The organism is Actinacidiphila glaucinigra (assembly GCF_035918135.1).
Taxonomy (GTDB): Bacteria; Actinomycetota; Actinomycetes; order Streptomycetales; family Streptomycetaceae; genus Actinacidiphila; species Actinacidiphila glaucinigra.
The window spans coordinates 3,064,906-3,078,727 of sequence record NZ_CP109144.1 but is presented as its reverse complement, the minus strand read 5'-3'; the positions used below and the strand labels follow the sequence as shown (position 1 = coordinate 3,078,727).

8 protein-coding genes are annotated in these 13,822 nt (G+C 74.3%); 6 read left to right on the top strand and 2 right to left on the bottom strand.

Annotated features, from left to right (window positions below; all coding sequences use genetic code 11):
* Positions 1–8 precede the first annotated feature (8 nt).
* Both OIE69_RS13340 and OIE69_RS13335 read left to right on the top strand, forming a co-directional pair.
* Entirely contained in the window at positions 9–701 is a 693-nt protein-coding gene (locus OIE69_RS13340) for a nucleotidyl transferase AbiEii/AbiGii toxin family protein (RefSeq protein ID WP_326572201.1), read from the top strand.
* Between the two features lie 90 nt (positions 702–791).
* Positions 792–2,297 carry a CoA-acylating methylmalonate-semialdehyde dehydrogenase gene (locus tag OIE69_RS13335; RefSeq protein WP_326572200.1) on the top strand — a complete coding sequence of 502 codons (1,506 nt, stop codon included), beginning with the start codon at positions 792–794 and terminating at the stop codon, positions 2,295–2,297.
* On the opposite strand, the gene OIE69_RS13330 is transcribed toward OIE69_RS13335, so the two are convergent.
* Complete coding sequence (locus OIE69_RS13330; protein WP_326572199.1) at positions 2,269–2,898, bottom strand: phosphatase PAP2 family protein; 630 nt, start codon at positions 2,896–2,898, stop codon at positions 2,269–2,271. The two genes, OIE69_RS13335 and OIE69_RS13330, sit on opposite strands and share 29 nt — an antisense overlap.
* A gap of 346 nt (positions 2,899–3,244) precedes the next feature.
* Positions 3,245–4,576, bottom strand: a complete 1,332-nt coding sequence (gene gabT, locus OIE69_RS13325) for a 4-aminobutyrate--2-oxoglutarate transaminase (RefSeq protein WP_326572198.1) — start codon at positions 4,574–4,576, stop codon at positions 3,245–3,247.
* 287 nt (positions 4,577–4,863) lie between these two features.
* Here gabT and OIE69_RS13320 point away from each other — a divergent pair, with 287 nt between their 5' ends.
* The 4 genes from OIE69_RS13320 (at position 4,864) to OIE69_RS13305 (ending at position 13,768) form a co-directional block, all read left to right on the top strand.
* A complete protein-coding gene (locus OIE69_RS13320) occupies positions 4,864–7,107 on the top strand; it encodes an ATP-binding protein (RefSeq protein ID WP_392567498.1) in 2,244 nt (747 codons plus the stop codon).
* 1,239 nt (positions 7,108–8,346) lie between these two features.
* Positions 8,347–9,891 carry a PucR family transcriptional regulator gene (locus tag OIE69_RS13315; protein ID WP_326581119.1) on the top strand — a complete coding sequence of 515 codons (1,545 nt, stop codon included), beginning with the start codon at positions 8,347–8,349 and terminating at the stop codon, positions 9,889–9,891.
* A 90-nt stretch (positions 9,892–9,981) separates the two neighbouring features.
* Positions 9,982–11,427 (top strand): aldehyde dehydrogenase family protein, encoded by a 1,446-nt coding sequence (locus OIE69_RS13310; protein ID WP_326572196.1) that lies wholly within the window; start codon positions 9,982–9,984, stop codon positions 11,425–11,427.
* 148 nt (positions 11,428–11,575) lie between these two features.
* The gene (locus tag OIE69_RS13305; protein WP_326572195.1) at positions 11,576–13,768 is read left to right on the top strand and encodes a M48 family metalloprotease; all 2,193 of its coding nucleotides are present in this window, start codon (positions 11,576–11,578) and stop codon (positions 13,766–13,768) included.
* The last annotated feature ends 54 nt before the right edge of the window (positions 13,769–13,822 follow it).

Here is a 13,822-nt window from a genome sequence, read left to right as displayed (position 1 = left end):
GGGCTGACATGACCCTCGCACCCGGCCTCGCGCACCTCGTCGAGACCGCCCTGCCCGTCTGCGGGCGCCACGGCCTCGCCGTGGCGGGCGGCCTCGCGCTGATCGCGCACGGCTTCGAGCGCCGCCCGTCCCGCCACCTCGACCTGGTGACCTTCAGCTCCACCCCGGCCGGCGACATCGGCGCCGCGCTCGCCTCCGCGTACACCGGGGCCGGCTACGAGGTCGCCCCGCTGCCCGGCACGCCGCTCGGCGCCCACCTCGGGGTCACCCCGCCGGGCGAGGCCGGCCGTACGGTCCACGTCGCCAAGCAGCCGCTCACCCGCCCCCCGGTCCCCGTCGGGCTCGGCCTGTCCGCGCCCGTGCCGGTGGTGGCCCTGGAGGACTGCGCCGCGCTGAAGGTGGCCGCCGTCGCCGACCGCGCCACGGTGCGCGACCTGGTCGACGTGCATGCCCTGACCGCCTGGTTCACGCCGGGGGAGCTGCTCACGATGGCCGTCCACCTGGACGAGGACCTCCAGCCGCGCCTGCTCGCCGACCGCCTCGACAAGCTCGTCGAGGCCGACGACGCGGCGTACGCCGCGCAGGGACTCGACGGCGCGGCCGTCGCCGACGTCAAACGCTGGGCCTTCGACTGGGCGCAGGACATCCGCCTGGACCTCATGGAGGGCATGGAGCACCCCGACGAGCTGTACGACCTGTAAAGCTCCCGGCTCCGGCGCCGACACCTTGGTGCTTGAGGGCGCCCCGCCCGCTGGCGACACTGGCAGGAGACGAGGAGAGGAAGGTCCGCCGTGACCGACAAGCACATCACGCACTGGATCGCCGGGCAGTCGTGGACCGGCACCACGGAGCGGCACGGGGATGTGTACGACCCCGCCACCGGCGCCGTGACCGGGCGGGTGGACTTCGCGTCGATCGCCGAGGTCGACCAGGCCGTCGGCGCGGCCGCCACCGCGTTCAAGGAGTGGCGCCACGCCTCTGTCGCCAAGCGCGCCACGGTGCTCTTCGCCTTCCGCGAGCTGCTCAACGCCAAGCGCGAGGAGCTGGCCGCGATCATCGTCTCCGAGCACGGCAAGGTGCACTCGGACGCGCTCGGCGAGATCGCCCGCGGCCTGGAGGTCGTCGAGTACGCCTGCGGCATCCCGCAGCTGATCAAGGGCGGCTTCACCGAGCAGGCCTCGACCGGCATCGACGTCTACTCGATCCGCCAGCCGCTCGGCCCGGTCGCGATCATCTCGCCCTTCAACTTCCCGGCGATGGTGCCGATGTGGTTCTTCCCCATCGCCATCGCCGCGGGCAACACCGTCGTCGTCAAGCCCTCGGAGAAGGACCCGTCCGCCGCCAACTTCCTCGCGGAGCTGTGGAAGCAGGCCGGGCTGCCGGACGGCGTCTTCAACGTCGTGCACGGCGACAAGGTCGCCGTCGACCGCCTGCTGGAGCACCCGGACGTCAAGTCCGTCTCCTTCGTCGGCTCCACCCCGATCGCCCGCTACGTCTACGAGACCGGCACCCGCTACGGCAAGCGCGTCCAGGCCCTGGGCGGCGCCAAGAACCACATGCTGGTGCTGCCGGACGCGGACCTGGACCTCGCCGCCGACGCCGCCGTCAACGCCGGGTTCGGTGCGGCGGGTGAGCGCTGCATGGCCGTGTCCGTCCTCGTCGTGGTCGACCCGATCGGCGACACGCTGGTCGAGAAGATCAAGGAGCGGATGGCCGGTCTCACGGTCGGCCCCGGGTGCAACGCCGCCTCCGAGATGGGCCCGCTGGTCACCGGCGCCCACCGCGACAAGGTGACGTCCTACCTCGACGCGGGCCTCGCCGACGGCGCGACCCTCGCCGTGGACGGCCGCACCCACTCCGTCACCGGCGAGGACACCGAGAAGGGCTTCTGGCTCGGCCCGACCCTCTTCGACGACGTCAAGCCCGGCATGTCCGTCTACAACGACGAGATCTTCGGCCCGGTCCTGTCGGTGGTCCGCGTGGGCTCGTACGACGAGGGCCTGGAGCTGATCAACTCCAACCCGTACGGCAACGGCACGGCCATCTTCACCAACGACGGCGGCGCCGCCCGCCGCTTCCAGCACGACGTCGAGGTCGGCATGGTCGGCATCAACGTGCCGATCCCGGTGCCGGTCGCCTACTACTCCTTCGGCGGCTGGAAGGCCTCGCTGTTCGGCGACACGCACGCCTACGGCCCGGACGGCGTCCACTTCTTCACTCGCGGCAAGGCCGTCACCCAGCGGTGGCTCGACCCGAGCCACGGCGGCATCAACCTCGGTTTCCCGACCAACAACTGACCGCAAGGGCGGCGCCCGCGAGCAGGGCGCCGCACAGCAGCCAGCTCCCCACGACGTCGAGCGGCCAGTGATAGCCGCAGAGGACGAGGGCGACCCCCACCGCACCGTTGAGCAGCACGGCGGCCGCGACCAGCAGCCGCCGTGCCGCCGCGCGCACCAGCCACGGCAGCAGCAGGAGCACGGCGCCGCCGTACGCGGCGGCCGCCGTGGCCGCGTGGCCGGAGGGGTAGAGCCCGGGATAACCGGGGGAGAGGGTCAGCGAACCCGGGCCGGCCCGGCCGATCAGCGGCTTCACCAGGGCGACCAGCAGCGGTGCGGCGACCATCACGAGCGCGTACGCCGACGCCGGCAGCCAGGGGCGGGGCAGCGCGTACCGGCGGGCGCGCCAGGTGGCGCAGACCGTCGCAAGCAGCAGCACGGGCACGGCGACCTGCCAGTTGCCCAGATCGGCGAGGAAGCGGGCCGCGGCGGAGCGGTCTGCGGGGTGGGGGGATGATCCCGCAAGGGCGGCGCGCACCGGCCCGTCCAGAGCCAGCAGGCGCCCTCGTAGTGCCTCCTGCCAGGTCAGCAGTCCGAAGAGCGCCGTGCACACCACGGCCACCAGAGAAGTTGGCCGCCCCGGAACAGGGGGGAGAGTTCCGGGGCGGCCAGAACGATCGCCGTACCGCCCGCCCCGGGGGGTTTGGGGCAAGCGGCCGACCGATCGGCGAGGATTGCCGGAGCCTTCGGCTTCGGCGCTGTGCGCGAGGGCACTGCTGTGCCGGTGATGGGGATTCACCGGCAAAGTGTCGCCCGCGGACTTCCGCAGACGGGGTGTTTCATCCATCTGCCGAAACCGTACGTCACCAGGAGCCCGCCGGGCAGGGGTTGCACCCTCCCGCCATCAGGCCCGCACACCTTCTTCACGCTGTGTGTCGTACGCGCACGGTCACAGGCGAAGCACCTGGTCACAGCCGCGCGAGCGCGCCCTCGATGATGTCCAGGCCCTCGTTCAGCAGGTCCTCCCCGATGACCAGCGGCGGCAGGAAGCGCAGCACGTTGCCGTAGGTGCCACAGGTCAGGACCACCAGGCCCTCCGCGTGGCAGGCCTTGGCCACGGCGGCGGTGGCGGCGGCGTTCGGGGTCTTGCCCCCCGGCTCCACCAGCTCGATCGCGATCATGGCGCCGCGGCCGCGGACCTCACCGATGATCTCGAACTTCTCCTGCATGCCGCGCAGCCGGGCGAGCATGATCTCGCCGATGCGGCGCGCCTTGGCGTTGAGGTCCTGCTCCTTCATCGTCTCGATGGCGCCGAGCGCACCGGCGCACGCCACCGGGTTGCCGCCGTACGTGCCGCCCAGACCGCCGGAGTGTGCGGCGTCCATGATCTCGGCGCGGCCGGTCACCGCGGCCAGCGGCAGACCGCCGGCGATGCCCTTGGCGGTGGTGATCAGGTCCGGGACGACGCCCTCGTCCTCGCACGCGAACCACTGGCCGGTGCGGCAGAAGCCGGTCTGGATCTCGTCCGCGACGAACACGATGCCGTTCTCCCGCGCGAACTCCGCCAGCTTCGGCAGGAAGCCCTTGGCCGGCTCGATGAAGCCGCCCTCGCCCTGGATCGGCTCGATCACGATCGCCGCCACGTTCTCGGCCCCGACCTGCTTGGTGATCATGTCGATCGCCTGGGCCGCCGCCTCCTGCGCGCAGTTCTCCGGACCGGTCAGCCAGCGGTAGGGGTAGGCCAGCGGCATGCGGTAGACCTCGGGCGCGAACGGGCCGAACGAGTGCTTGTACGGCATGTTCTTCGCCGTCAGCGCCATCGTGAGGTTGGTGCGGCCGTGGTAGCCGTGGTCGAAGACGACCACGGCCTGGCGCTTGGTGTACGCGCGGGCGATCTTCACCGCGTTCTCGACGGCCTCGGCACCGGAGTTGAACAGCGCGGTGCGCTTCTCGTGGTCGCCCGGGGTCAGCTCGTTGAGGGCCTCGGCGACCTCCACGTACCCCTCGTACGGCGTCACCATGAAACAGGTGTGGGTGAAGTCGGCCAGCTGCGCCGACGCGCGGCGCACCACGGCCTCGGCGCTGTTGCCGACCGAGGTCACCGCGATGCCCGAACCGAAGTCGATCAGGGAGTTGCCGTCCACGTCCTCCAGCACGCCGCCGCCGGCACGGGTGACGAAGACGGGCAGGGTCACGCCGACACCGCTCGGGACCGCCGCCGTCTTGCGCGCCAGCAGCTCCTGCGACTTGGGGCCGGGGATCGGGGTGACGAGTCGACGCTCCTGGGCCAGTTCGGTCATGGCGGACGTACTCCTTCGAACCGTGGTCTTTTCTCGCAGGTTAAGCCCGTACGGCGGAGCCCCGCACACTCCGATAGGGCGCACTGCGGAACGCCTCTTCGACGTGGCGGACATGAGCGTGCCAAGATCCTTCAGACTCCGGTGGCCGCTCGACTACATTGAGTGCGGACCTGCGAGGGGTGGCACACGCGATGGAACGCGACGGTACGCACGAGAAGCCCGCGGCGCCTCCGCCCGGAGGCCCCGGCCCGCAGCCGGGCACACCGCCGGTACCCGGTGCCCGGCCGATGCCGGGTGCCCCGACCGCGCACCCGGGACCGCCCCCCGTGCCCGGCGCCCGGCCCGGCCCCGCCGACCCCGGCCGCGGCGAGCGGGACGCCCGGCGCGACGCCGCCCCCGCCGCCTTCGCGGCGCCCCCGCTGCCCCCAGGACCCCCGCCGCAGCCGGGGACCCGCCCGGGCGCGGGCACCTGGCACGCCCCCGCGGAGTCCGCGCCGTCCGGCACGCCCGACGGCTCCGGCCTCCTCGCCTGGCTGCGCGCCCCGCGCCCCGCCGCCGCCCCCGGCGTGTGGCGCCTCGGTCACCGCCCCCGCCCCGCCGCCGACCCGGACGCCGTGCCCGGCCGCCAGCTCGTCGCCGGCGCCCTGATCTCCTTCCTCGGCGGCTGGCTGCTGTGGTCCCTGCTGTGGAACGGCTACCTCGGCAGCTACTGGCTCTGGCCGCTGCTCGCCCTGACCCCCGACTCCTGGCGGCAGGCCGGCGGCAACCAGACCGCATACCTGTGGGCCTCGTACCTCTACTACGCGCTCATCGGCGGCGCCCTGCTGGTCTTCTTCGCCCGCGTCGGCCGCTGGGCAGAACTGTGGCGCCGCTGGATCACCGCGCCGCTCCGGCGCGCCCGCGAGGAGGAGCGCACGGCCGCGGGCCGCGAACCCGCCGACCCCGCCCAGGACCCGGCCGCCTTCCCCGCGCTCCGCCAGGGCGGCGCCGCCGACGCCGCGGACCGGCTCGCCGAGGACGCCCGCGCCGGGCTGATGAACGACGTCGACTTCACCCGCCTCTCCCGCGCCTGGCAGTCGGTACGCTCCGAACCCGGCCGGCTGACCGCCTTCACCGACACCGTCCTGCGGTACGGGGCCGCCGCCTGCGCCCACCCCTCCGGCGCCCGCGACCTGCCCGCCCGCACCGCCCGGCACGACCTGCTCGCCGGACAGGTCCGCATCGGCGCCGCCCCCGACGACGAGCGCAACCCCCGCACCCACCGCGGCGCCGACTACGCCCTCGACCCGTCCGTCCTCGGCACGTCCCTGCTGGCGGTCGGGCCGCCCGGCTCCGGCAAGACCGTGCGCTTCGTGCGGCCCGCCCTGGAACTCATGTGCCTTCAGGCACTCGCCGGGCGGGCGGCCGTCGTCGTGGTCGGCACCGACGGGGCACGGCTCGCGCCGGACGAGTCCTTCGACGTCGTCGTCAAGATCGGCCAGCCCGACTCCGCGTACGACCTCGACCTCTACGGCGGCACCGCCGACCCCGACGAGGCGGCGGGCTTCCTCGCCGAGGCCCTGGTCGGCGACCTCGCCGCGGCGCTGCCCGGCGGCGACAGCCGGCGCGCCGCCACCGCCCTCGCCCAGCTCCTCGGTCCCTTCCACGCCGCCCACGGCCGCTTCCCGTCCGTCCCCGAGCTGCGCGAACTCCTCGACGGCACGCCCTCCGCGCTGGCCGCGCTCCGCTCCGCCCTGCAGGCCCGCGGCGCGGCCGCCCAGGGCCAGCTGCGCGAACTCGACGCACGGGAACGGCAGTCCGCCCGGCCCGGCGACGCGGGCCCCCTGCTCGCCGACCGCATCGCCCTGCTCGACCGGCCCGCGTTCGCCGGGTTCTTCGACACCACGGGCGGCAGCCACCCGTTCTCGCTGCGGGGCCTGGAACACCCGCTGCGGGTCCGCATCGACCTCCCGGAACGGGGCCACGCCGAGGTCTCCCGGATGCTGGCGCGGCTCGTCCTCGCCCAGTTCGCGGAGTGCGCCGCGGCCCGGCAGGACCGCTCCCTGTTCGCCTGCCTCGTCCTCGACGACGCCTCCCACACGGTGACCGCCGAATCCGTGCGCGGCCTGCAGCGCATGCGCTCCGCCAACGCCGGCGCGGTGCTCACGCTGCGCACGCTGGACGACGTCCCCGAAACGCTCCGGGGTGCCCTGCTGGGCGCCGTCGGCTGCCGGGCGGCCCTCGCCGGGGTCACCGCCTGGGACGGCGCCCGGTTCGCGGAGGTGTGGGGCAAGGAATGGGTGGACGTCCAGGACGTCACGAACCGTCAGATCATCGCGGACGAGCCGCTCACGCGGGTGCTGCACGCCGTGCGGCGGCTGGTCACGGGGAAGGCGGTCACGGCGGAGTCGGTGACGGTGCGCCGGGTCGAGCGCGAGCGGTGGTCCGCGTCCGACCTCGCGCACGGGGTCCCTGCGGGGCACGCCGTCGTCTCGCTCACCGCGGTCGACGGGGAACCGGCGGCGCCGGTGCTTGTGGATTTGCGCGCGTAATTCCTGTGTGCGGCCCGGTTGTCGTGTGCGGGTTGGTTGCGCCTGCGGTCCGGGTGCCCCGGGCTGCCGGGTGGTTGTGTGCGGGTTGTTTGCGCCTGCGGGCGGCTGCGCCGGGCTGCCCGGTTGTTGTGTGCGGGTTGTTTGCGCCTGCGGCGGGCGGTTCTCCCGCCCTCCCGCCCGATTGCCCCGGATGGTTGGTGCGGGCCTCGCGCGTGCGTGGTGGGCCGGGGGCGGGGCCTCCGGGGCTGCACGTCCTGGACTGGGTTATTTACGTGCATGGCGGGCGGTATTTGTTGTGCCCCGGATGCTGCACACAAATATCCCGCAGCGTCCAGAACATCCACCCCTACGACCCCGCCCCCTCCGTATCGCGGGCGACTGACGGCCGGAGGGGGGTAGAGGGCGGTCCGGGGTTGCCGCACGCGTCCTACTGAACGCCCATGGTCATGGGGGTGGTGGCTGAGGCCCGCGCCGGTTCCGGCGCGATCGGACCGTAAGGGGGTGTTCGGGCCGATGCCCGGCGGTATGGCGCCCTGCTGAGCGGCCCGTTGCCATGTGGGCGTTCCCGCCCTCCCTCAGCCTTCGGCCAGAGGCGGCCCGATGCGGTGCGGTCGGTGTGGTTCCAAGACTGAACCTGGTTGCGGGTCGGCCGCCCGCCGGAGGTCAGGGTGCGTCCCCACATCGGCGCTCGTCGTGATCTGCCACCTGGCAGCCTTCGGCGTCGCCGTGACGTAGGCAAAGCTCTGGAGCGCCGGTGGGTGGGGTGCGCCAGTCGTCCCGTGGGAGGTGCCGCCCCGGCCACCGCTGCACGCACCCCGTCTCGACTTCCGGCCGGGGGACCCCCTGGTGGGGGCAGCTCCCGGCGGTGCTGGGAGGGGTGCCCCCCCATCACCCCCACCGGCCGTTGGTCGCCCAACGAAACGGAGGGGGCGGGGTCGTAGGGGTGGGCGTTCTGGACGCTGACGTGTATTTGTTGTGCGGCATCCGGGGCACCGAGCGCAGGTGCCCGCCATGCACATAAATATGCGGTACAGAATGCCCAGCCCCGGAGGCCCCGCCCCCGGCCCACCACGCACGCGCGCAGGCCCGCACCAACCGCGCCGGGCAATCGGGAGGGAGGGCGGGGGAGAAACCGCAACCGCAACCACGACGGACCCGCACACGAAGACGGCCCGGCACCGCAGGTATACGGTGAGGCAGAATCGGATGTGAACGCACTCCGAGATGGAGAAAAAGCCCGTGCCGCCCACGCTCGCCTCGCTGCTGCGGAACCCCGCCCTGAAGCTGGCCGTCCTCGCCGGAGGCGACCGCCTGGAGGAGGCCGCCGTCCGCTGGGTGCACACCAGCGAGCTGGACGACCCCGCGCCGTACCTGGAGGGCGGGGAGCTGCTGCTCACGACGGGCCTCAAGCTGGACGTCGGCTCGCCCGAGGCACTCGGCCAGTACGTGGCGCGACTGGCCGGCGCCGGTGTCGTGGGCCTCGGGTTCGGCGTGGGGGTGAGCCACGATGCCGTGCCGCAGGCGCTCGTGGACGCGGCGGCCGCGCACCGGCTGCCGTTGCTGGAGGTGCCGCACAGGACCCCGTTCATCGCGATCAGCAAGGCCGTCTCCGCGGAGATCGCCGCCGACCGGTACAAGGCGGTGACCGCGGGGTTCGAGGCGCAGCGGGAGCTGACCCGGGCGGCGCTGGCGCCGGACGGGACGACGGCGCTGCTGTCGCGGCTGGCGGCGCATCTGAACGGCTGGGCGGCGCTGTACGACGCGTCGGGCGCCGTGGTGGCCGCGGCGCCGGAGTGGGCGGGGCGGCGGGCGGCGCGGCTCGCCGGGGAGGTGGAGCGGTTGCGCGGCAGGCCCGCCCCGGCCAGCGCGGCGGTCGCGGGCCCGGCCGGCACGGAGGACCGCGTCGAGCTGCAGTCACTGGGCACGGGCCGGCGCCCCCGCGGGTTCCTCGCGGTCGGCACGGAGGAGCGGCCCGACACCTCCGCCCGGTACCTCGTGCACGCTGCCGTCGCGCTGCTGACGCTGTCGCTGGAGCAGTCCCGCGCGCTGCAGGACACGCAGCAGCGCCTGGGCGCCGCACTGCTGCGGATGCTGCTGGCCGGGGAGCCCGAGCACGCCCGCACCGTGGCCGGCCGGCTGTACGGCGGGCTGTTCGACGCCCCCGTGCGTGTCCTGGTCGCGGAGGCCGCGGAGCGCGGGGAGGCCGCGGGGGACGCGGTGGGGCTGCTGGCCGAACGGGTGGAGACGGCCGGGATGCGGTCCGCGGAGCCCGTGCTGGCGGTCCGGGACGAGGACCGGCTGACGGTGCTCGCGGCCGCGGACGGCGAAGTGACGCCGGCCTGCGTGGCGGCCGTCGACGGGAGCGACGACCTGGTGGCGGGGCTGTCCGCCGCGGTGGGTGCCGCGGGTGTCCCGGCCGCGCACGAGCAGGCCGAGCGCGCGCTGGCGGTCGCCCGGCGGCGTGGCCGCAGTCTGGTCGAGCACGACGAGGTCGGTTCCGGTTCGGTGCTGCCGCTGCTGAGCGACGACGCCGTACGGGCTTTCTCCGACGGCCTGTTGCGGCCGCTGCGCGAGCACGATGCCACCGCCCGGGGTGATCTGGTCGCGTCGCTGCGGGCGTGGCTGTCCCGGCACGGGCAGTGGGACGCCGCCGCGGCGGACCTGGGGGTCCACCGGCACACACTGCGCTACCGGATGCGGCGCGTGGAGGAGATCCTTGGGCGCTCGCTGGACGACCCGGACGTCCGCATGGAGCTGTGGCTGGCCCTGAAATCCAGCGGCTGAGCAGGGTCTGCCAAAACGTCGCATCGGGTGAGGTGCGCAGGACGCGCTGGACAAGACCGGCCGGGTGCCGCCCGCCCTACCGTGGTCCGCATGAGCACCCCCACCGCCTTCTGGCTCGCCGGCCGCCCCGCCACCGGCGAGGACACCTTCGATGTCGTGAACCCGTACGACGGCAGCGTCGTGGCCTCCGTCGGCGTGCCGACCCCCGCCCAGGTGGAGGAGGCGGTCGCCGCGGCGAAGTCCGTCGAGGCGGAGTTCGCCGCGACCCCCGCCCACGTGCGGGCCGCAGCCCTGGACCACGTGTCGAAGCGGCTGGCCGAGCGCACGGAGGAGATCGCCCGGCTGATCACCGCGGAGAACGGCAAGCCGGTCAAGTGGGCGCGCGGCGAGGTCGGCCGTGCCGTGTCCGTCTTCCGCTGGGCGGCGGAGGAGGCGCGCCGCTTCAACAGCGGCGAGGCCCAGCGCCTGGACACCGACGCGGGCGGCACGGGCCGTCTCGCGCTGACCCGGCGCTTCCCGCGCGGCAGCGTGCTCGGCATCGCGCCGTTCAACTTCCCGCTGAACCTGGTGGCCCACAAGGTGGCCCCGGCGATCGCGGTCGGCACCCCGATCATCCTCAAGCCGGCCCCGGCGACCCCGCTGTCCGCGCTGCTCCTGGGCGAGATCCTGGCCGAGACCGACCTGCCCGCCGGTTCGTGGAGCGTGCTCACCGTCCCGAACGACCGCATGCCAGCCCTGGTCCGGGACGAGCGGCTGCCGGTCATCTCCTTCACCGGCTCCGACCGGGTCGGCTACCAGATCATGGACTCGGTGCCGCGCAAGCACACCACCCTGGAACTGGGCGGCAACGCCGCCGCCGTCGTCCTGGCCGACTGGTCCTCCGAGGAGGACCTGGAGTGGGCGGCGAACCGCATCGCCACCTTCTCCAACTACCAGGGCGGCCAGTCCTGCATCTCCGTCCAGCGGGTCGTCGCCGACGCGTCCGTGTACGACCGGCTGGTGGAGAAGGTCGTCGCCAAGGTCCGCGCGCAGGTCACCGGCGACCCCTCGGACGACGCCACCGACGTCGGCCCGCTCGTCGACGAGAAGGCCGCCGAGCGCGTGGAGTCGTGGGTCGAGGACGCGCTGGGCAAGGGCGCCAAGCTGCTCACCGGCGGCCGGCGCGACGGCGCCGCCTACGAGCCGACCGTGCTCGCCGACCTTCCGGCGGACGCGATCATCGCCACCGAGGAGGTCTTCGGCCCCGTCCTGTCCCTGCACAAGGTGGACGGCGCCGACGAGGCCTTCGCGGTCGTCAACGACTCCCGTTTCGGCCTGCAGTGCGGTGTGTTCACCCACGACCTGCAGACCGCCTTCCGTGCCCACCGCGAGCTGGAGGTCGGCGGCGTCGTCATCGGCGACGCGCCCTCCTACCGCGCGGACCAGATGCCCTACGGCGGCGTGAAGGACTCCGGAGTGGGCCGCGAGGGAGTCAAGTACGCCATGGAGGACTACACCTACGAGCGGGTCCTGGTCCTGACCGGTCTCGCCCTGTAGTCACCACGGCAGGAGGAGCCACCCCTTCCAGCGGCCGGGGCGCATGTGCGGTGCGTCCCGGCCGCGCTGTGCGCACTGTCAGCATGCGCACGTAAAGTGTCGCTCTCGTGCACGGCGCCGGGGAGGCGCCAGGGAGGGGAAACACAAGGTGGCAACGTATGCGGTGGTCTGCACGGCGGAGGCCGGGGCGACCGCGGAGGCCGTGGCCGGGGGACCGGTCGGCGGATGGGTCGTCGGAGGCGACGGCGGTACCGGAGTGCTCTTCGACGCGCCGGTGACCGAGGGTGAGGGCATCGGGATCGGTGACGTGGTGCCGGCCGGCCGTGAGCTGGCCCGGCGGCTGGACGCACCGGCCCTGGTACTGGTGGGGACGCCGCAGGTCGCGTACGCGGTGTTCGTGCGCCCGGACGGCGAGGGCAGCCAGAGCATGGTGTGGGCCGCGGACTGGGAGCCGCCCACCGACCCGCAGGAGTACGCGGAGCACCGCGCCCAGTGGGACGCCCTGGCCGCTCGCTGCGCGCAGTGGTTCGGTCGCCCCGAGGCGGCCGCCGCCCTCGCGGAGGTCCGCAACGACCCGCGCCCCGGCGAGGCCAAGCCGGGCACGGACGAACTGCTGCGCCGGGTGTGCGCGGCACTCGGCGTCCCGGCCGCGACGGTCGGCGCCTCCTCCCTCACCTCCCCGGACGGCGTGGCCGACGACGGGGTGCCGCAGGGCGCGGTGCGCGCCGAGGCCGCGCCGCCCGCCGGAAGCGGGTCCGCCCCCGCCGGCGGCTCCACGCTGCGTGCCGTGCGCGCCCTGGTGCTGCTCGCGGGCTTCTACCTGCTGGGCGTGGTGCTGCTCGCGGTGCTGGCCGGGATCGACGTCCTGGTCGCCTCCTGGGGCGCGGGCGGACTCACCGGCAAGGTCGTCATCGTCAGCGCGGTCCTCGCCATCCCCATCGTCCGCGGCATGTTCATGCTGCGCCGCCCGCAGGACGACGGCCCCTCAGGCGTCCCCGTCACCGAGCGGCAGCAGCCCGAGCTGTGGGCGGCCGTCCGTGACCTGGCCGCGCGCTACGGCACCCGCGCGCCGGACGAGATCGTCCTCGTCGGCGAGGTCAACGCCGCCGTGTCCGAGAAGTCCCGCCTCCTCGGCCTGGTCGGCGGCCGCCGCCGCATGTACATCGGCGTGCCGCTGCTCGCCGGGCTGACCGAGCGCCAGCTGCACGCCGTCCTCACCCACGAACTGGGCCACTACGGCAACAGCGACACACGGCTGTCCGCGATCACCCTGCGCGGCCAGGAGCGGATGCTGCGCACGATCGCCCACTTCGAGGAGCGCGCCGCCCGGACCCAGGGCCGCGAGCAGGCACGCCAGGAGGAGCGGGCCGCGAAGGCTCTGGCCAAGGGCCGCAAGGCCAAGGAGGTCGACGCCTCGGGCGCCGGCATCACCTACCGCGCCATGGCGGCGATCTACACGGCCTACGCCAAGTTCTACCTCCGCGCCTCGCACAGCGTCGGCCGCGCCCAGGAGCTCGCCGCCGACCAGGCCGCCGTACGGCTCGCCGGGCGGGACGCCACCGCCTCCGCGCTGCGCGAGATCCCGGTCCTGGACGCCGCCTTCGACCACTACATGCGGCAGTACGCCGCCTTCGGGGCCCCGGCCCGGCTGCTGCCGCCCGCCGGGCAGGTCTACGGCGGCCTGCCCCGCTTCCTGTCCGCCCCCGCGCGCCGCGCGGAGCTGGACCGGCTGCGCGCCCGGCTGCCGCGGGAGCAGCGCTCCCCGTACGACTCGCACCCCCCGATCGCCGAGCGCGTCCGCCTCGTCGAGACGGCGCCCGCCGACGAGCCGGGCACGGTACCCGCCGGGCAGGACCGGCCGGCCCTGGAGCTGCTGCACGACCGGGACCAGGTGCTGATCGCCCTGGAAGGGGCCACCCTCAGCCCCGAGAGCCAGGCGTTCACCCGAGTGGAGTGGAGCGCCCTGGCGGATCCGGCGGTGCGTCTGGTGCTCGCCGAGAACGCCGCGCCGCTGCGTGGCGCGCTGTCGGCCGCGGGCGTCGAGCCGACGGTGACCGCCCTGCTCGACGCCGCCGACCAGGACCGCCTCCCGGCCGTGGCGCAGGGACTGCCCGAGGGCGCGCTGCACGCGGGCGCCGCCGCGCTCGCCGGTCTCGCTCTCGCGGAATCCGGCGCGGCGCACTGGGAACTGACGTGGGATCAGGGAGTGCGGCTGGTGCTGGCCGACGGCACCGACGAGACGGAGTTCGGCTCCGCCGTCGACGCCCTCGCCGACCCCGTCACCGAGGGCGGCTCCGCCCCGGACACCGCGCCGCTGCGCAAGCTGCTCGCGTCGGCCTGAACCGCCGTCGGAAGGTCGCCGGCCCTCCGCGCCCCGTGCGCGAGGGCTGGTGAC

Coding starts and splice junctions, on each gene's coding strand:
- OIE69_RS13340 (WP_326572201.1), top strand. CDS start 9: ATGACCCTCGCACCCGGCCTCGCGCACCTCGTCGAGACCGCCCTGCCC.
- gabT (WP_326572198.1), bottom strand. CDS start 4,576: ATGACCGAACTGGCCCAGGAGCGTCGACTCGTCACCCCGATCCCCGGC.
- OIE69_RS13320 (WP_392567498.1), top strand. CDS start 4,864: ATGCCGGGTGCCCCGACCGCGCACCCGGGACCGCCCCCCGTGCCCGGC.
- OIE69_RS13310 (WP_326572196.1), top strand. CDS start 9,982: ATGAGCACCCCCACCGCCTTCTGGCTCGCCGGCCGCCCCGCCACCGGC.